Origin of the sequence: Maribacter sp. PR1, assembly GCF_028464145.1 — a bacterium.
Taxonomy (GTDB): domain Bacteria; phylum Bacteroidota; class Bacteroidia; order Flavobacteriales; family Flavobacteriaceae; genus Maribacter.
In genome coordinates this window covers 469,675-487,480 of record NZ_JAQPCG010000002.1, presented here as the reverse complement: position 1 = coordinate 487,480, position 17,806 = coordinate 469,675, and the positions used below count along the sequence as shown (strand labels likewise).

General features: G+C 39.3%; 15 protein-coding genes. 6 read left to right on the top strand and 9 right to left on the bottom strand.

The window, feature by feature from the left end; genetic code table 11:
• Positions 1–7: 7 nt before the first annotated feature.
• The 3 genes from PP182_RS05855 to PP182_RS05845 all read right to left on the bottom strand — a co-directional run bounded on the left by PP182_RS05855 (position 8) and on the right by PP182_RS05845 (position 5,374).
• Entirely contained in the window at positions 8–703 is a 696-nt protein-coding gene (locus tag PP182_RS05855; protein WP_272650402.1) for a zinc metallopeptidase, read from the bottom strand.
• Positions 704–847: 144 nt separating this feature from the next.
• Positions 848–1,948 carry an alanine dehydrogenase gene (gene ald / locus PP182_RS05850; RefSeq protein WP_272650401.1) on the bottom strand — a complete coding sequence of 367 codons (1,101 nt, stop codon included), beginning with the start codon at positions 1,946–1,948 and terminating at the stop codon, positions 848–850.
• Positions 1,949–2,350: 402 nt separating this feature from the next.
• On the bottom strand, positions 2,351–5,374 hold the full coding sequence (locus PP182_RS05845) for a leucine--tRNA ligase (RefSeq protein WP_272650400.1): 3,024 nt from the start codon (positions 5,372–5,374) through the stop codon (positions 2,351–2,353).
• Between the two features lie 193 nt (positions 5,375–5,567).
• Between PP182_RS05845 and PP182_RS05840 the strand changes: the two genes are divergently transcribed.
• From PP182_RS05840 to PP182_RS05815, 6 genes are all read left to right on the top strand, one after another.
• On the top strand, positions 5,568–7,445 hold the full coding sequence (locus PP182_RS05840) for a T9SS type B sorting domain-containing protein (RefSeq protein WP_272650399.1): 1,878 nt from the start codon (positions 5,568–5,570) through the stop codon (positions 7,443–7,445).
• Positions 7,446–7,598: 153 nt separating this feature from the next.
• Positions 7,599–8,477: a cell division protein FtsX gene (locus PP182_RS05835; protein ID WP_272650398.1), complete on the top strand. Its 879-nt coding sequence runs from the start codon at positions 7,599–7,601 to the stop codon at positions 8,475–8,477.
• A gap of 9 nt (positions 8,478–8,486) precedes the next feature.
• The gene (locus PP182_RS05830) at positions 8,487–8,750 is read left to right on the top strand and encodes a DUF3098 domain-containing protein (RefSeq protein ID WP_272650397.1); all 264 of its coding nucleotides are present in this window, start codon (positions 8,487–8,489) and stop codon (positions 8,748–8,750) included.
• Position 8,751: 1 nt separating this feature from the next.
• The gene (locus PP182_RS05825; protein WP_272650396.1) at positions 8,752–9,549 is read left to right on the top strand and encodes an undecaprenyl-diphosphate phosphatase; all 798 of its coding nucleotides are present in this window, start codon (positions 8,752–8,754) and stop codon (positions 9,547–9,549) included.
• A gap of 14 nt (positions 9,550–9,563) precedes the next feature.
• Positions 9,564–10,262 (top strand): tRNA pseudouridine(55) synthase TruB, encoded by a 699-nt coding sequence (gene truB / locus PP182_RS05820; protein WP_272650395.1) that lies wholly within the window; start codon positions 9,564–9,566, stop codon positions 10,260–10,262.
• 81 nt (positions 10,263–10,343) lie between these two features.
• Positions 10,344–11,072: an energy transducer TonB family protein gene (locus tag PP182_RS05815; RefSeq protein WP_272650394.1), complete on the top strand. Its 729-nt coding sequence runs from the start codon at positions 10,344–10,346 to the stop codon at positions 11,070–11,072.
• Here the strand turns inward: PP182_RS05815 and PP182_RS05810 are convergent.
• Genes PP182_RS05810 through PP182_RS05785 form a run of 6 tightly spaced genes read right to left on the bottom strand, consistent with a single transcriptional unit; the run spans position 11,055 to position 17,741 of the window.
• Positions 11,055–11,675, bottom strand: a complete 621-nt coding sequence (locus PP182_RS05810; RefSeq protein WP_272650393.1) for a thioredoxin family protein — start codon at positions 11,673–11,675, stop codon at positions 11,055–11,057. The two genes, PP182_RS05815 and PP182_RS05810, sit on opposite strands and share 18 nt — an antisense overlap.
• A 50-nt stretch (positions 11,676–11,725) precedes the next feature.
• Complete coding sequence (locus PP182_RS05805; RefSeq protein WP_272650392.1) at positions 11,726–12,604, bottom strand: YitT family protein; 879 nt, start codon at positions 12,602–12,604, stop codon at positions 11,726–11,728.
• A gap of 18 nt (positions 12,605–12,622) precedes the next feature.
• Complete coding sequence (locus tag PP182_RS05800; RefSeq protein ID WP_272650391.1) at positions 12,623–14,029, bottom strand: TolC family protein; 1,407 nt, start codon at positions 14,027–14,029, stop codon at positions 12,623–12,625.
• Between the two features lie 2 nt (positions 14,030–14,031).
• Positions 14,032–15,384, bottom strand: coding sequence for an HlyD family secretion protein (locus PP182_RS05795; protein ID WP_272650390.1), 1,353 nt, complete (start codon positions 15,382–15,384; stop codon positions 14,032–14,034).
• 4 nt (positions 15,385–15,388) lie between these two features.
• Positions 15,389–17,062, bottom strand: coding sequence for a peptidase domain-containing ABC transporter (locus PP182_RS05790; RefSeq protein ID WP_272650389.1), 1,674 nt, complete (start codon positions 17,060–17,062; stop codon positions 15,389–15,391).
• Positions 17,055–17,741, bottom strand: a complete 687-nt coding sequence (locus PP182_RS05785; protein ID WP_272650388.1) for a TetR/AcrR family transcriptional regulator — start codon at positions 17,739–17,741, stop codon at positions 17,055–17,057. The genes PP182_RS05790 and PP182_RS05785 overlap by 8 nt, the downstream gene beginning before the upstream one ends.
• Between the last annotated feature and the right edge of the window lie 65 nt (positions 17,742–17,806).

Sequence of the window (17,806 nt, the reverse complement as noted above, 5' to 3'; positions counted from 1 at the left end):
GGAAATATTAATCCCTTCCTCCAAAAACCTGAAGTCCCCAGTATACTAAAGTTGCCAAAGAACCAATTGCAGCTACCAAATACGTTCTAGCAGCCCATTTTAAAGCATCTTCAGAACCTTTGTATTCAGATTGGGTTACTACATTCCTATTTTTTAACCAAGCTAGCGCACGGTTACTGGCATCATATTCTACGGGCAGGGTTATAAAACTAAAGAGGGTGGCCATGGCCATCATAATTAAACCCGCCACGGCGACCCAGTAACCAAATCCAACTCCGGCAGCAGCTCCTAAAATCAACCCGCCAAATACTACCCATGTTGACATTCCTGAGGTAACACTCACGACGGGAACCAATTTGGAACGCATGGTTAGCCACTCGTAAGCCTGTGCATGTTGAACGGCATGTCCACATTCATGGGCCGCCACAGCAGCAGAAGCAGCGTTGCGTTGACTGTACACCGCTTCACTAAGGTTTACGGTTTTATTTTTAGGGTTATAGTGATCGGTCAACCTTCCCGGTGTAGAAATGACTTTTACGTCCCGTATACCGTGATCCGACAACATTTTTTCGGCAATTTCAGCCCCACTCATGCCATTCTGTAAATGGACTTTTGAATAATGCTTAAACTTACTTTTTAATCTACTGCTCACTAGCCAACTGACTAGCGCTATTGCACCGATTAATATATAATATCCCATCATAACGTTTCAATTTTTTATTTCAATAAATATACATAAGATTCCTATTGCATTAGGAATCCTCTATTGAAAAGCAAAAACCCCGCCAAACCCATAATTCTAAAATATGGGGCTTGATAGGGTTTATATAACTGACAAATTGTACCGTTATGCCAAGGCCTCTTCCCAACCAAATGCCTCAATAATTTCTTCGTAGACCACCTTCCCAGATACGATGTTCAATCCCTTGTTAAGAGAAACATCACGCTTGCAGGCTTCTTCCCAACCGAGATTGGCCAGTTTTAGGGCATAGGGCAACGTAACATTGGTCAATGCCATCGTAGAAGTGTAAGGAACTGCACCGGGCATATTGGCCACTGAATAATGTACTACATCATCGATGATATATATAGGGTCTTCGTGGGTGGTTGGCCTAGTAGTTTCCACGCATCCGCCTTGATCTACAGCCACGTCCACTATAACCGTTCCAGGACGCATTTCTTTCAACATATCCCTAGTGATTAGATTCGGTGCTTTGGCGCCTTTTAGCAAGACACCTCCTATAATCAAATCATGCGTCTTGATATGTTTTCTGATATTAAATTCGTTGGAAAACTCCGTTACCACATGCGGTGGCATTACATCGTTCGCGTAGCGCAAACGCTTCATATTAATATCCATTATGGTAACATGAGCTCCGAGACCCGCTGCCATTTTAGCAGCTTGTATACCCACGACACCGGCACCTAATACCAAAACTTTTCCTGGTGCCACGCCCGGAACTCCCCCCAAAAGTACACCACGTCCCTTAACAGGTTTTTCCAAATATTTTGCCCCCTGTTGAATTGCCATTCTCCCGGCCACTTCGGACATGGGCGTTAATAAAGGCAAAGTACCTTCTTCATCTTCAACCGTTTCATAGGCAATACAGATGGCTTTCTGTTTGATCATCGCCTTGGTGAGCGCTTCGCTAGAGGCAAAATGAAAATAGGTGAATACTATCTGCCCCTCTTGGATTAAATCATATTCTTCTGCAATAGGTTCCTTTACTTTTACGATCATTTGGCTCATGGCGTATACCTGGCCAATGGTATCCAATATCACGGCTCCCACCTGTTGATAATCCTTATTAAAAAAACCGCTTCCTTCCCCAGCTCCTGACTGCACATAAACGGTATGGTTGTTCTTTACCAATTCAAAAACTCCGGCCGGTGTCATACCTACCCTGCTTTCGTTGTTCTTAATTTCCTTTGGAATACCAACAATCATAATTATAGATTTATCAATTATGGGGTAAAGGTGCGATTATTTTAAATTTTAAAGAATAAAATTTCGACAAAAGAAGGGGTAAAGTCATTTAAAAGTAATTTTTAAATAAAACACCCCCTAAAAATTAGGGGGTTAATTAAAAATATATAATATTATAAAAAAAACTTCTTTTCCAATAGAAAGATTAAAGAAGGAGATTGGAATATTAAAATATAATCTGATTGGGCCTAGTTGATCATAACTTACTGTCTCCTCGAGCGCAGTCGAGAGGTTACCTACGTTTATGAATATAATATTAGGTCTCGACTGCGCTCGACCTGACAAAGAAATTTTAAATAAACTACAGGTAACTTATTTCATCAACACAAAGCAATAGAGCATTTCGATAAGCTTGTAAACACGTTAGCCGACGATATTTACAATCTTACCGGGAACCACAATAACCTTTTTAGGTGTCCTTCCCTGCAATTGTTGCTGGGTCTTTTCATGTGCCAAAACAGCGGCCTCAATATTCTCCTTACTCATATCCAATGGTAATTCCATCGTAAACCGCATTTTACCATTGAAGGAAATGGGATACTCCTTACTACTTTCCACCAAATACTTTTCCTCGAATTTTGGAAAAGGCGCGGTAGCAATAGACTCCGAATGTCCCATCTTTTCCCAAAGTTCTTCAGCAATATGCGGAGCATATGGAGATACCAAAATAGCAAGCGGTTCTAAAATCTCTTTACTGGAACACTTTTGGGCAGAAAGTTCGTTAACGCAAATCATAAAGGTAGAAACCGAAGTATTAAAACTAAAGTTCTCAATATCCTCCTCTACTTTTTTTATGGTCTTGTGCAAGGTCTTTAAATTATCATTCGAGGGTGCGTTGTCCGACACATAAAAAGTCTCGTTTGGACCTGTATGGTACAACCTCCACATTTTCTTTAAAAAGGAATGTGCCCCTGTAATACCTGCGGTGTTCCAAGGCTTGGATTGCTCCAAGGGCCCTAAGAACATTTCATACAGGCGAAGACTGTCCGCTCCGTACTCCTCACAAATGGCATCAGGGTTGACCACATTATATTTGGATTTGGACATTTTTTCGACTTCGCGTGAAACCTTAAATGAACCATCTTCTTCCGTTATAAATTCTGCATCGCCATATTCAGGGCGCCATTTTTTAAAACCTTCAATGTCTAATTCGTCAGAAGCATTTACTAAGGATACATCAGAATGTAATTTTATTTCACCAAAAGTAAATTGCGAAATGTTAACCTTGTTCTCGTCTATTTCACTCAAAAATTTGAGAAGTTTAGGAAACTCGAATTTCGCAGCTAAATCATTTAATGTAAGTCCATCGCTAAATGTTTTTTCGTATAACTCGGACGAATGAAAAATATCCGGAAATTTTTGGGATAATTCTTCTAAATATTTTCTATTATCACTGTGTCTCGAGGTTAAAGCCCACATTAAACTAAGCTTATAAACAAAAGCACTAGTCCCTGTAATCATCCCTTGATTGATCAACTTTTTGGCAAACTCGTCCTTGGGGACCAAACCTTTATCGAACATAAACTTTTGCCAAAAACGAGAGTACAATAAATGTCCCGTAGCATGTTCGCTACCACCAATATAAAGATCTACATCCTGCCAATAGTTAATGGCCTCTTGGGAGAAAATTTCCTCATCATTATGCGGGTCCATATAACGATTGAAATACTGGGAACTTCCGGCCCAACCGGGCATGGTGTTCAGTTCTAATGGAAATACATGCTTATAATCAATACGTTCATTATTCACTACTTCCGATTTATTCAGGTCCCAGGCCCATTCGGTTGCGTTGCCCAATGGGGGTTCCCCGGTTTCCGTAGGAAGGTATTTCTCCACTTCGGGTAAGGTAATCGGTAAATACTGTTCCTCGATCATCTGGGGCATACCGTTCCCGTCGTAATATACTGGGAAAGGCTCCCCCCAATAGCGTTGTCGACTAAAAACGGCATCGCGCAAGCGGAAATTCACTTTCCCCTTTCCTTGTCCTAATTTTTCCAATTCGAAAATAGCGCGTTTTACCGCTTTTTTGTAGGGTAGCCCGTTCAAGAAATCAGAATTTGCGATTACGGTTTTCTCCTTATCGGCAAAAGCTTCCTTTGAAATATCAACTCCTTCAAAAATATTGGGAATAGGAATATTAAAGTGTTCGGCATAGTCATAATCCCGTTGATCACCACAGGGAACGGACATCACCGCTCCGGTACCATAACCGGCTAATACATAATCCCCGATCCAAATAGGCAATGGCTCCTTGGTGAAGGGATGTTCGGCAAAAGCCCCGGTAAATGCTCCGGTTATTGCTTTAACATCGGCCATACGATCACGTTCCGATCGTTTCGCCGTGGCTTCGATATAGGCTTCAACCTCATCCTTTTGTTCAGGCGTAGTAATTTTTGAAACCAGTTCATGTTCCGGGGCGAGGGTCATAAAAGAAACCCCGAAAATAGTATCTGGTCTTGTGGTGAAGACTTCGATTTGATGAGGTTCCTCGTCGCTTCGCTCTGTTGGAATGACATTAAAAGTTACGGAAGCGCCTTCACTTCTACCAATCCAGTTGGTCTGTGAGTCCTTTAGAGGTTGTGGCCAATCTATTTTTTGTAAACCATCCAATAAACGTTGTGCGTAGGCGGTGATTCGCATGCTCCATTGGGTCATTTTTTTTCGGATGACCGGATGACCACCACGTTCGGAAACTCCGTTTACAATTTCGTCGTTGGCCAAAACCGTTCCTAAAGCAGGACACCAATTCACTTCACTTTCCGCCAAATATGTCAACCTATATTTTAGAAGAACTTCTTGCTTTTTGCTATCCGAAAAAGAATCCCAGTCCTCTGCTGTAAATTCTACTACATCTTCATCACATACAGCATCGACCTTTGCGTTACCTTCCTTTTCAAAATGGGCAATCAGACTTTTAATATCTTCCGCCTTGTCCGTTTCCTTGTTATACCAAGAGTTAAAAAGTTGTATAAAAATCCACTGCGTCCATTTATAATAACTTGGGTCCGAGGTTCGCACTTCCCGGCTCCAATCAAACGAAAACCCTAACTGATCTAATTGTCTACGGTAGGTTTTAATGTTGGCCGCTGTTGTAATAGCAGGATGTTGACCTGTTTGGATGGCGTATTGCTCCGCCGGTAAACCAAAAGAGTCATATCCTTGGGGGTGTAGCACATTGAAACCCTTATGTCTTTTATATCGTGCATATATATCACTGGCTATATATCCCAACGGGTGCCCTACATGGAGACCTGCCCCCGAGGGATAGGGAAACATATCCAATACATAAAACTTTTCCTTTTCAGAATCGTTTTCAGCTTTAAAGGTTTGATTATCCGCCCAATACTTCTGCCATTTGGCCTCAATTTCGTTGAAATTGTAATTCATCATCGTTCCTATAAAAAAAATGACCACATTGGAATATTCGAATACCGTACATTCCGCAATGATCCCATAATCATTAGGTTACAAAAATAGGCCTATTCGATGAAAGTTGAAAAGATATTGATGATTTACACCCAAGGCCCTAAATAGTAATGTAAAATCGAACTTTATAAGCGAAAACTGTATCTTTAAATCCGTGAGCACACCAAGTCCCAAATACTTCTTTTTTGCCTTCTTATTTTTATGGTTTACCTCGGCAGAAGTCAAGGCGCAGCTGGGTTTTTGTACAGGTAGTTCAGGTGACCCCATCTTTACGGAGGATTTTGGATCTGGCACTACGGATGGGCCAGCGCTCCCACCCGGAACCACTTCCTACAACTTTACACTGGGCACCCCTAATGATGGGGATTACACCATTTCCAGCACCACTGACTATTTTAATTGGCATAACGTAGAGGACCATACTCCGGGAGATACGGACGGAAAGGCATTCATAGTCAATGCAAGCTTCACGGCGGGTGAATTCTATCAAAGGCAGGTGGACGGGCTTTGCGAAAATACCACCTACGAATTTTCGTCTTGGTTGGTCAATGTACAGCCAAGAGAAGGATGTGAGGGCAATAGTATTCCCGTAAACGTAAGGTTTCAAATATGGGATGAGACGGACACAAATCTTCTGGCGCAGGGCGATACGGGCAATATACCGGCCAGCTCTACCCCTAGCTGGGAACAATATGCCTTGGTTTTTCAAACCTTGCCCGGGCAGACTTCCGTGATACTCAAAATGCGGAACAATAGCAATGGCGGGTGCGGTAACGATTTGGCCATTGACGATATCGTATTTAAGTCCTGTGGTGATTCCGTTACGGTTACCACAGATTTAGATGAAACAAATGTGGTTACCTGTGAAAATCAAGGAGCAGTGGGAGCTACGTTGATAGCTACTCCGGACAATTCTATTTTCTCCACCCATGCCTACCAATGGCAAGCAAGCTCGGATAATCAAAATTGGGTGAATATCATTGGGGAAACTTCCAACACCTATACTACCCCTCTAGTGAACACTACGAGCTTTTATCGTGTAAAAATCGCAGAGGACCCCATCAATGTATCCAACGACCTTTGCAATGTACTTTCAGATGTGTTTGAAATTAAAATAGTTCCTATACCCCCTCCGCCTATTAGTAATGGTGATGTTGAAGTTTGCGAAAATAATACGCCCATCCTGTCCGTTCAGAATACAGCGCCGTATACCATTAATTGGTATGACGCCCCAAGCGGAGGTAATTTACTTATGGAAAACAGCACAAGCTTTTCACCCGATATGGCAGGTACCTATTACGCCGAAAGCAATTCTACCGAAATTTCATGTCCGTCGGACACAAGAACCGCAGTCACTTTAAATTTTAATCCCTTGCCTCCTGTTACCGATAGCAACCTATCTTTTTGCGAAGGCACTACAATAAACCTTACGGCCGAGCTGGACAATGTTTCCTACTTATGGAGTACTGGAGAAACCACAAAAACCATCACGGTTGATATGCCTGGTGAATATTCCGTAATCGTTACTGACGCTAACGGTTGTTTCAATACCAGAACAATTGATTTGCAACAAATAGATATCCCAATACTTGACAAAATCTCTTCCGATGATAGCTCAATTATAGTTAAGACCTTAAATGAAGGTAGTTTTGAATATTCCTTAGATGGTTTCAATTATCAAGACAGTCCAATTTTTGAGTCGGTTCCCGGTGGAGCCTATAGCATATACATTCGAGATAAAAATAACTGTGGGGTCATCACTTCAGGTTTCCTTCATATTGTTATTCCCAACTTTTTCACTCCCAACGGCGATACCTATAACGATATTCTGCAGCCGGAAGGAATAGAATCGTTTAACGATGTAGAACTTTCCATATATGACAGATATGGTAAATTGTTAAAGTTTGACAATACTAAAAATGCCTCATGGAATGGTACTTTTTTGGGTACCCCGGTTCCTGCAGATGACTATTGGTATCAACTTAAGTTGGACACGTTATTATTTAGAGGACATTTTTCAATTAAAAGGTGAGTGTTTTCAATTTTTGTGATTGATTTTATCTGTTAGTTTTCATTTTTATTAATCGGTCATATATAATCCCCCATTCAGCTTCTAGTTGAGAATCACGATTTGTTATGGCTCAATTCACATTACTTTTCTATTTTTACACCACTATCCGTTTGTATGAGCAAAGCATTTGAAAGATATCAAAGACGTAAACTAATTTCGTCCTATTTCTCAGTGGTACTGAGTATTGCCTTGGTGCTTTTCCTATTGGGTATTTTGGGACTGTTGGTCCTAAACACCAAAAAAATGGCCGATCGCTCCAAGGAACAGATAACCATTTCCGTCTTTTTAAAGGAGAATACCAAGGAAATTGAAGTTGAGCAGTTACAAAAAACCCTGGCCATGTCAGATTACACAAAGTCGGCAACCTATGTTTCAAAGGAAGAAGCTGCAGCACAACACAGCAAGGAAATAGGAGAGGATTTTGTGGATTACTTGGGTTATAACCCACTTAAAAACTCCATCGACGTAAAACTAAACGCGGAATTTGTAACTGCCGAGAAAGTTGCTGAAATCGCTTCTACCCTAGAAGAAAAGAGTTTTGTGGATGAAGTAAGCTATGATCGTGTTTTGGTAGGCATGGTGGCCAGTAGCGTAGAAAAAATAGGATTTTGGATTTTAGTGGCCAGTGCAATATTTACCTTAATAGCAGTGCTATTAATTAACAGCTCCATTAGATTATCCATTTATTCTAAAAGGTTTATCATAAAAACCATGCAAATGGTGGGGGCCACAAAAACTTTTATCAGGAGGCCCTTTATTTGGCAAAACATTAAATTGGGAATGCTTGGAGCCTTGTTGGCACTCTTGGCCATAACAGGGGTTATTTATTATGTTAATACAAATTTTCAGGATTTAGGACTTCTTGAAGATCCATATATTTTAGTGATCTTACTCGTTGGTGTTTTCCTTTTGGGTATTATTATCTCTTTTTTAAGTACTTACTTTGCCACCCAGCGCTTCTTAAATTTAAGAACAGACGAATTATATTATTAAATTTGCCCTATGAGCAAAAAGAACAAAATAGAGCAAGCACCGAAACGGGAATTCATTTTCCAAAAGAAAAATTACCTCTTTATGTTTATTGGCTTGGCTTGTATTGCCCTTGGGTTTATTTTGATGAGTGGTGGTGGAACTGACGATCCAGATGTTTTCAATCCAGAAATCTATAATTTTAGAAGGATACGGTTGGCACCAACACTGGTATTAATTGGTTTGGGAATAGAGGTCTACGCCATTTTGTTGAATCCCCACAAAAAGAAAGATTAAGTTGGATGTTTTAGATGCCATTATACTCGGTGTTGTTCAAGGATTGACCGAGTTTTTACCTGTTTCTTCCAGCGGACATTTGGAATTGGGTAAAGCAATTTTAGGGGATAATTCTGTCCCTGAAGAAAGTCTATTGTTTACCGTAGTACTTCATTTTGCGACCGCATTAAGTACTATCGTCGTTTTTAGGAAAGATATCTGGGAAATTATAAGGGGGCTCTTTCAATTTAATTGGAACGAGGAAAGTCAGTTTTCCGCCAAAATTATTGTTTCCATGCTACCCGCAGTATTCGTCGGACTATTTTTCGAGGAACAATTGGAAGCTTTTTTTGGCGGAAATGTTATGTTCGTAGGCTTTATGCTATTGATTACGGCCGTACTTCTTTATTTTGCGGACAAGGCTAAAGACACCAATAAAAAAGTAAATTTTGGAAGTGCTTTGACTATAGGTATTTCTCAAGCCATAGCTATGTTACCTGGAATATCAAGGAGTGGGGCAACCATTTCTACTTCCGTACTACTGGGGGTGGATAAATCAAAATCGGCAAGATTTTCATTTTTGATGGTCGTTCCTTTAATTTTTGGAAAAATTGCCAAAGACCTTATGAGTGGTGAACTTAATTTTAACGGAGGGAATAATATGGCCATGGGAGCAGGCTTTTTGGCTGCCTTTATTGCAGGATTAGCGGCATGTACCTGGATGATCCAGTTGGTAAGGAAGAGCAAACTTTCTTATTTTGCCATATACTGCTTGGTTGTAGGGCTTATTGCCATCATCTATGGTTTTCTAAATCCTTAAAAAAAAGACCCAACATGGAATCATTGACCAAAGAAGATTTTTTAAATGGTCAGTTGTTGTTAATAGACAAACCTCTGGGTTGGTCCTCCTTTCAAGCGGTAAATAAGTTGAAATGGGCCATTCGCAAGAAGTTCAAGCTAAAAAAAATTAAAATCGGCCATGCAGGTACCCTGGACCCTCTAGCTACTGGACTATTGATTATCTGCACCGGGAAATTCACCAAGAAAATACCCGAGTACCAAGGACAAACCAAAGAATATACCGGTGTTATTACACTGGGCAGCACTACCCCATCCTACGACTTAGAAACCGAAATCAATGAATGGTTTCCAACAGAACACATTACAGAAGTCCTTTTACAAAAAACTATTTTACATTTTTTAGGTGAAATAGAGCAAGCCCCACCCGTTTTTTCGGCTATTAAAAAAGATGGTAAACGGTTATATGAATATGCCAGGGAAGGTAAGGAAGTTGCAATTAAAACCCGAAAAGTAACCATTGATGCTTTTGAGATAACAAGGATTAATTTACCCGATGTAAGTTTTAGAATAACCTGTAGTAAAGGCACTTATATACGCTCTATAGCACATGATTTTGGCAAAGCCCTGAATTCTGGAGGTCACTTATCTCAGCTTAGAAGAACCAAAATAGGGGATTTTAACGTAGATATAGCCCGAGACCCTAGGGTATTATCGGAACGAATGTTGCAGTAATAGTTATATCGATACAATTTTATTAAATTCCCCGTTCATCGATTTACTGTAATATTTTTATAAAATATAGGTTATATACACATGAATCTCAACAGACAACAATTATCACTTTTAATCACCTTTTTTTCCATGGGGATTGTTGTCTTGGTTTTGTACAATATACATTTGGGAGCCCAACAGGAAGATGATGATGATTATGTAGTTGAAATGGTACTTGAAGATTTACCGGAAGAACTAACCGAAGAGGAGGAAGAATTATTGGAGGAACTTTCCAAGACTGAAGCGATAAAAAGCCACATGGCATTCAATGAAACGGCCAAACCAAGCTACGGAAATCCCGAACCATTACAGACTTTGGAGGAAATTATGGAAGAAAGGGCCATGGAGAATGAGGGTGAAATAGCGGAAAACCTTTTATCCGATGCCGATTTTGTCCAGAGGGTTAAGGAATTGGCAAAGAAAAGAGAGGAAAAAAAGCAAATGTTGGGCGAAAAAGAAGCCCAAAAACAGGAATACACCAACAACCTTGCAGAAAGAAGAACCTCTATTTCCTTTTCATTGGTAGACAGAAATGGATACCGTTTACCTCCTCCTATCTACACCTGTATCGAGGGAGGAAAAGTTGTCGTAAATATTGAAGTAGATAATTTAGGAAATGTAATCGACGCCAGCTTCAACGAAAAAAGCTCTGGTACATCCAACGGATGTTTGGTCGACAATGCCCTTGCCTATGCTTACAAGGCACAATTTAGCACATCTGATAGGTCTTCTCAAAAAGGAACCATTACCTATTTATTTCAAGGAAAGTAAGCTCAGTAGGTCCTTCAAGATACTATTTCCCTTATCCTTATTGTACCAAATTTGAAGGTTTTGCTTGAATTCCGCAGTAAGTTCACCATGCTCCCTTTTAAAATCCTCCACCAATTCGGTAGCAGCTTTGGATCTTGAGCCCCAAGTTCCCATAACATCTTTATCCGTTGCGTCAAAGGAAATTAATTTGGGGATAGACATACTACCGTTTGTTAAAAATTGATTCATAAGTTCCAAATTCTCATCCCTTAAAAGTATTTTGAAGGAAATGTTCGGATTCAATTCACTTATTTTGTTCATCACGGGTAAAGCAGGTGAGGCATCGCCACACCAACTTTCAGTTAAAACCAACCAATTTATTCTTTGGTTTACCTTTTTTATTTTCAGTACTGTTTCATCGTCAAGCTTTAAAACTTTATCCCATCTCTTCATTCGACGGTCGTTCAACATGGTGTAGTCTATTAGCGACTCCGTTTGGATGGGTCCTGTTGATTTTTTCTCCAATGCCAGTTTCTGAACCAAAAGTCTGTACTGTTGATAAGACATACCTTTAGCCCAACCTATTTCTAGTAAATTTGATAATGAAATTTCTTGGGTCTGCATTCTTATAATAAGCTTTATTTGGCTATTTAGTACGATACTTAAACCATACCTTACAAAGAGCGTTTCTTTATCATTCCACCCCTTGTGTCATTTATTTTTCCCATCACTACAAATGCCTTAGGATCTATTTTGTTTATTTCAATATTTAGGCGGCGAATTTCTAAACGGGTAATTACCGTATATATCACGTCATATTCTGTATGTTTACCATGCTTCCCGTACCCTCCCTTTGCCTTGTAAAGGGTTAATCCTCGACCTAATTTTTCTATGATCATCAATCTTATTTCCTCACTTTCATCCGAAACAATCGTGACCCCTGTATACTCTTCAATACCCTCAATTACAAAATCTAAAGTTTTAGAAGCCGCTAAATAGGTTAGCAAGGAATATAAGGCTGTTTCTATAGATAAAAGATATGCAGCCCCCAAGAAAACCAGGATATTAATTAGGATAATTATGTCCCCAATAGTAGTACCCAATTTTCTACTCAGGTAAATTGCCAAAACCTCGGTTCCATCCAATACTCCTCCCCCTCTAACAGAAAGCCCTATACCTGCACCCAAGAAAAACCCACCAAAAACGGCAACCAACAACTTATCTTTTGTAATCTCTGGAAAATCTATGAAGACCAATACAAGTGCTAAACCTAAGATAGCTATGGCAGTCTTTAAAGCGAATAGTTTGCCTATTACTTTATACCCAAGCACAATAAATGGAATATTTACCATTATGATGAGTAGGTACAATGGTATTTGGGAGGTCTCAGCAATTAGTAAGGATATTCCCGTTGCTCCACCATCAATAAATTTGTTGGGCAACAGAAAGCTTTCTAAAGCAAAAGCAGCCAATACAATTCCCGAAATCAAGAAAAAAGTGTCCATGACAACTAACTTTATATTTGCACGTTGCTCTTCCCTACCTAACTTCATAATTTCTTTTTCCCATTATTATAAATTCTCAGGGTTTACGGCCAAACTATTAAAGAGTTTTGCTTTGGCCGTATAATACTTGTTTTGAACAGCGTTCTGTTTTAAAACGGCATCTATCAGCTTACTTTCCCTAGAGTTGATTAAAAAAAGTGAGCTCTCGCCAAAACTGAATTTTCGCTCCTCGGCACTTAGCATGCGCTGATAATTAGCCACTATATCACTTATCAATTGGTTTTGATTTTCAAAAGAATCCAATTCATTATAAATGGCCAACACCTTGTTTTGAATAGCAACTTGTGCATTATTAAATTCAAGTTCGGCATCCAACAATTTCATTTTCGCCAATTTTAAATCGCCGCGCTCCTTTCGCAGAAACAAAGGTAGCTCAAAGGTAATACCACCTTTGTAGAATTCGGGTTCAAATGAATTGATATATTTCGGGGTTTCGGTCAATAAATTGTACTCAACATCTATAGTCGGAAGTAATTTATTGGTTTTGAGCCTTTTGTCCACGCGTAGACCATCTACCTTATATCCCAATGACTTTAATTTAGGATGGTTCTCCAGTGAAAAACTATCCAAAGGTTTGCCCAAGATTTCCAGAGTGGCATCAATTCCCATATCCAAATTCCATTCTGGGACCACATTGGGTTGTAAATCGGCTGGAATATTATCTCCCAGCCATAGAAAATTTGAAAGTTCCATGGATTTATTGACCAAATTCACCCGTGCCTGCTCCAGCTCTAAAGCCCTATTTTGAACCGCGATTTGGGCCTCAACAGTATCAATAGCCGCAATATCACCTGCCAAGGCACTCTTTTTTATCCCTACAAATCGGGTTTCGGCATTCTCCAAAAAATTAGAATAGACCTTATTGTTCCTATACGCCTGTAACCAATCAAAATAAGCCAATGAGGCATCGAACAATACTTGGTTGACCAATAAATCCCGATCCGCCATAGTCTGTTCCCTAAAGAATTTTGCCTTTTTTAAAGTGGCCATACGCTCGTTAATCCATGATCCCCTACCAAGGGATACAGAAACTCCTGCACTATAGAGACCTTGATCAGGAACCGACTCTTCAGGGTTTATGAAAGCTCCCTCATTTTGTTCAAAATTTCCTTTGAGCTCAATTCCATACCAAGTGGGTATTTTAAAAGTTGCATTAAGACGATCATAATATTCTGTTCCCTTGAACTCTTTCGCATCATAGTCTACTTGGACTTTAGGATCAAAGCCACCTCTAGATTTCATAAGATTAGCTTGGCCGATTCCTATGGCAAGCTCCCCTTGCTTTGCTATGGGATGGTATTTTTTTACATATCCAAGATATTCATTGAACTTAAGTACAATAGAATCGTTCTCTTGACCATGTAACAAAAAAGAACTACAAAAAAGCAAACTAAGGATAATGTACTTGTTCATACTTATTTTTTGACAGGTTCCGCTTGTGCTCCTTCTGGTTGATAATAGTTAGGAGGGAAACCATTTAACTGCCTCCACAGTTCATACCAAATGGGAACATCCTCCAATAAGGCTATGGTATTTGCACCAGACCCAACTCTAATCGCCTCTGGCCAAGCATGATCATCTTCATCCGGTGCCACAAGCACCCTATATTTTCCATTAGAACTTATAAATGTTTCTATAGCTACCACTTTACCTCCATAGGTTCCATAAGATACATTGGGCCATCCGCTAAATACAATTGCCGGCCACCCGTCAAATCTGATCCTGATTTTTTCCCCTAAATGGATTAACGGAAGGTCTAATGGAGCTACGAAGGTCTCAATGGCAACATCATAATCCGAAGGCATAATTCCCACCAAACGGTCACCTTCTTTAAAGGTTTCTCCAATTCCTCCTTGTATTGCCTTGTTTATAAATCCATTCTGAGGGGCTTTGATATAATAGAGATCATTTCTTATTTCATAATTGGTAAACTCACTCTCTAACTTATTGACCTGTGCCTCGGAGTCGAATTGATTAGATTGTGCCGTATACATATCGCTCTGGGCCTTTGATACTTTATCCGTATACTCAGCCTGTACCCTGTTTATTTCCACTTCGGAATTAAGAACTTCATTTTTAGCGGCCAAAAGTTTATTTTCCTGGGATATTAATTTGGCTTGGGCCTCTTGAAGCTTCATTCTTTTCTCTTCTACATCGGTAACTGCTTTTAGGCCTTCGCTTTCCAATTGATCTGTACGCTCAAATTGTCTTTCTGCTATTCTAATATTCGTTTTGGCGGCCTCCAGGTCAATACTGTCACTCTTAACTTTTAACTTGGCTTGCATAAGCTTATTCTGTGCCTGCTGCAACTTTAACTTTCGTTCATTAATTAGTGCTGAAATCTGTACGTTCAACGCCTTGACTTTTCCTTGATAAGAATTTACCGAAGCCTCCTTCGCCCTAAGTTGATTACCTGTTCTTTCTACCAATCTAGGGTCAAAATACTCGTTTTTCACTTCGGAAATAAAAAGGATGGTGTCACCCTTTTCCACATAGTCCCCTTCCCGTACAAACCACTTCTCAATCCTGCCAGGAATCGGTGATTGTATAGTCTGTGGTCTTTGGTCTGGTGTTAAAGTGGTTACAGAACCTGTTCCCGTAATATTCTGGGTCCATGGCAAAAAAAGAACAATAATTCCAATCATGGCAAAAGCGAACAGAAACCTATTAAAATGCTTATAATGTCGCTGATGAAAAACTTTCTTGACAGAATTAAAATGCTCCAAGGAGACTTTCTGATTTAGCTTATTGTGTGAAATGTTCAACATAACCCTACTTATTTTTCTCGTTCACCACTTTACCATTTTCCAATGTAATTACCCTATTACAATGTTCTGACCAAGCATCGTTTTCACTGACCACCATAAGGGCCCATCCATTGACTGGATCTGTTAAAAACCTTATAATGTGATTGGACTCTTCCTTGCCAAACTGGTCCAATGGATCTTTTAGCACCAACAACTTAGGTTTGTTAACGACACTCCTGGCCAATACTATTTTTTTGGATACGATATAGGGTATTTGTTTTCCCTCAGGATATATGATTGTCTGCAAACCGTCCGGTTGCTCTCTAATAAAACTGGTGAGCCCAACATTCTCAAGTGCCCAGTATATTTGTTCTTGGGGTATAGACTTATCACCGAAAGTTATATTGTCCAATATAGTACCTTCAAATGGCGATTCGTCTGCCAAGGATTGTCCCACATATGAGCGATAATAGCTAAGGTTTATCCCCTTCATTGAGGCATTATTAATATAAACCCCACCAGAATCCGGTTCCAATATTCCGGCAATAACTCTTAGAAGACTCGTCCTGCCAGAATATCTTCCCCCTTTTAAATAAATAATATCGTTGGGTTTTATTTTAAGATTTATACCATTAAGCACTACTCTACCCGTATCTGGCAGATTATAACGGACATCCTCCAATTCAACTGAAAAGCTTTCCCCTTCATAAAAAGGTTTTTCACCTTCTTGGGACTCCAACTCCTTATCCACAACTTGTCCCATTTTTTCTAAGGATGTAAGTAGGTCGTAAAAAGTCTCAAGACCCATAATCAACTTTTCAACCGAATTTATCACTAATAAAATGATGATTTCAGCTGCTACGAACTGACCAATATTCATCTCTTGGTTCAGTACCAACAGACCTCCAATCAACAATAATCCTGCTGTTACCAACACTTTAAATCCAATCATTTGAATGAACTGAATCACTAGAATCCTAAAGTGTCCTTCCCTAGCGTCCAGGTATTTGGTAACCAAAGTGTCATTTTTATCTATGGCGTGAGAAGTTTTACCGGAAAGCTTAAAACTTACAATAGATCTTGCGATTTCCTGTAACCAGTGTGCCACCTTGTATTTGTTTTTGGACTCTTCCAGACTGGTATCCAGACCTTTTTTGGCCGTAAACTTGAAGACTATATAAATAAGCCCTAATAAAAGCATGCCATAAATAATAAAGAAAGGATGGTAAAAGGAAAGTAATAGCAGACCAAAGATAATTTGTAGTAATGCCGCTGGAAAATCTATGAGTACCTTGGATAAGGACTTTTGTATGGTCAAGGTATCAAAAAACCGATTTGCGAGCTCCGGTGGATAGTAGTTATGAAGCTCACTCATCTTTATTTTAGGAAACCTGTAAGCAAATTCAAAAGAGGCTCTCGTAAAAATTTTTTGTTGTAGATTTTCAATAATCCTAATTTGCATTAATTGCAAAATTCCTACAAAAATAACTCCTAGCGTTACCAAAACGACCAAGACAATCCAAGATGTACTTATCTGGGCCCCTTGAATTAAGTTGATTATTGCCTGAATCCCTAATGGCAGGGACAAACTTACAAGACCTGCGAAAATAGCATAGTAAAAAATTTGAAAAACATCACGTTTATCCAAGCGCAACATACCTATTAGCCGTTGCCAAGCGGTCATTACTTGATTAGTCATTAAAATTTTGATTTAATACGTTAAAGACAAGGTTAGTCAAATATTCGGTTGGTGTAACTTTATCATTACATTCTGTCAATGAAGAGAAATGGTTTTTTAAGAAATGTTGATGTAATGCCCCTCCCAATATAGTACTAGCGAGGCTGGAAGGATATTTATATTTTGGGTCGAAAACACGAATCATATCACTTAACCTTTTAGCCAGGCGCTTATAACTGGCAAAAAATCCTTCTTTATCCTCTTCATCCACTTCTTTTGTTAAGTACGATTTAGAATATTCGTTAATCACTATATTATTTAAAAGAACTTCGTTAATATGTGAAAAATTAGAATCCTCTTTAATTTCACGGGTAATCATGTAGATTGCTTTAGACAACTTTTCTTTTGGCTCTGCAATATTATGGGTTGCGAATACCAATTGATATTCCATCCAGCCCCAGTACCAAGATGTTAGATACAATAAAAGCTTATGCTTATTTTCAAAATAACGATAAATAGAACTTTCATTGGACCCTATTCTTTCCCCCAACTTTCTAAAGTTAAATTTTTCAAAACCTAATTCGCCCATCATCACGATACTAATCTCTACGATTGACTTACCTAGGGTTGAGGATTCTGGATCCTTGACAAATAACTTGTCATTAACACGTATTCTAACTCCTTGAAATAGCTCTTCCATACTGCAAACTTAACTCTATTACACTCGCTAATATAATAGTATTACTATCATTTATTGAAAGTTTA

What these genes read in the sequence shown, in the direction of transcription:
- PP182_RS05805 (WP_272650392.1), bottom strand. Translation starts at nt 12,604, where the DNA reads ATGAAGTTAGGTAGGGAAGAGCAACGTGCAAATATAAAGTTAGTTGTC.
- ald (WP_272650401.1), bottom strand. Translation starts at nt 1,948, where the DNA reads ATGATTGTTGGTATTCCAAAGGAAATTAAGAACAACGAAAGCAGGGTA.
- PP182_RS05785 (WP_272650388.1), bottom strand. Translation starts at nt 17,741, where the DNA reads ATGGAAGAGCTATTTCAAGGAGTTAGAATACGTGTTAATGACAAGTTA.
- PP182_RS05855 (WP_272650402.1), bottom strand. Translation starts at nt 703, where the DNA reads ATGATGGGATATTATATATTAATCGGTGCAATAGCGCTAGTCAGTTGG.
- PP182_RS05795 (WP_272650390.1), bottom strand. Translation starts at nt 15,384, where the DNA reads ATGTTGAACATTTCACACAATAAGCTAAATCAGAAAGTCTCCTTGGAG.
- PP182_RS05790 (WP_272650389.1), bottom strand. Translation starts at nt 17,062, where the DNA reads ATGACTAATCAAGTAATGACCGCTTGGCAACGGCTAATAGGTATGTTG.
- PP182_RS05810 (WP_272650393.1), bottom strand. Translation starts at nt 11,675, where the DNA reads ATGCAGACCCAAGAAATTTCATTATCAAATTTACTAGAAATAGGTTGG.
- PP182_RS05800 (WP_272650391.1), bottom strand. Translation starts at nt 14,029, where the DNA reads ATGAACAAGTACATTATCCTTAGTTTGCTTTTTTGTAGTTCTTTTTTG.
- PP182_RS05845 (WP_272650400.1), bottom strand. Translation starts at nt 5,374, where the DNA reads ATGAATTACAATTTCAACGAAATTGAGGCCAAATGGCAGAAGTATTGG.
- truB (WP_272650395.1), top strand. Translation starts at nt 9,564, where the DNA reads ATGGAATCATTGACCAAAGAAGATTTTTTAAATGGTCAGTTGTTGTTA.
- PP182_RS05815 (WP_272650394.1), top strand. Translation starts at nt 10,344, where the DNA reads ATGAATCTCAACAGACAACAATTATCACTTTTAATCACCTTTTTTTCC.
- PP182_RS05835 (WP_272650398.1), top strand. Translation starts at nt 7,599, where the DNA reads ATGAGCAAAGCATTTGAAAGATATCAAAGACGTAAACTAATTTCGTCC.
- PP182_RS05830 (WP_272650397.1), top strand. Translation starts at nt 8,487, where the DNA reads ATGAGCAAAAAGAACAAAATAGAGCAAGCACCGAAACGGGAATTCATT.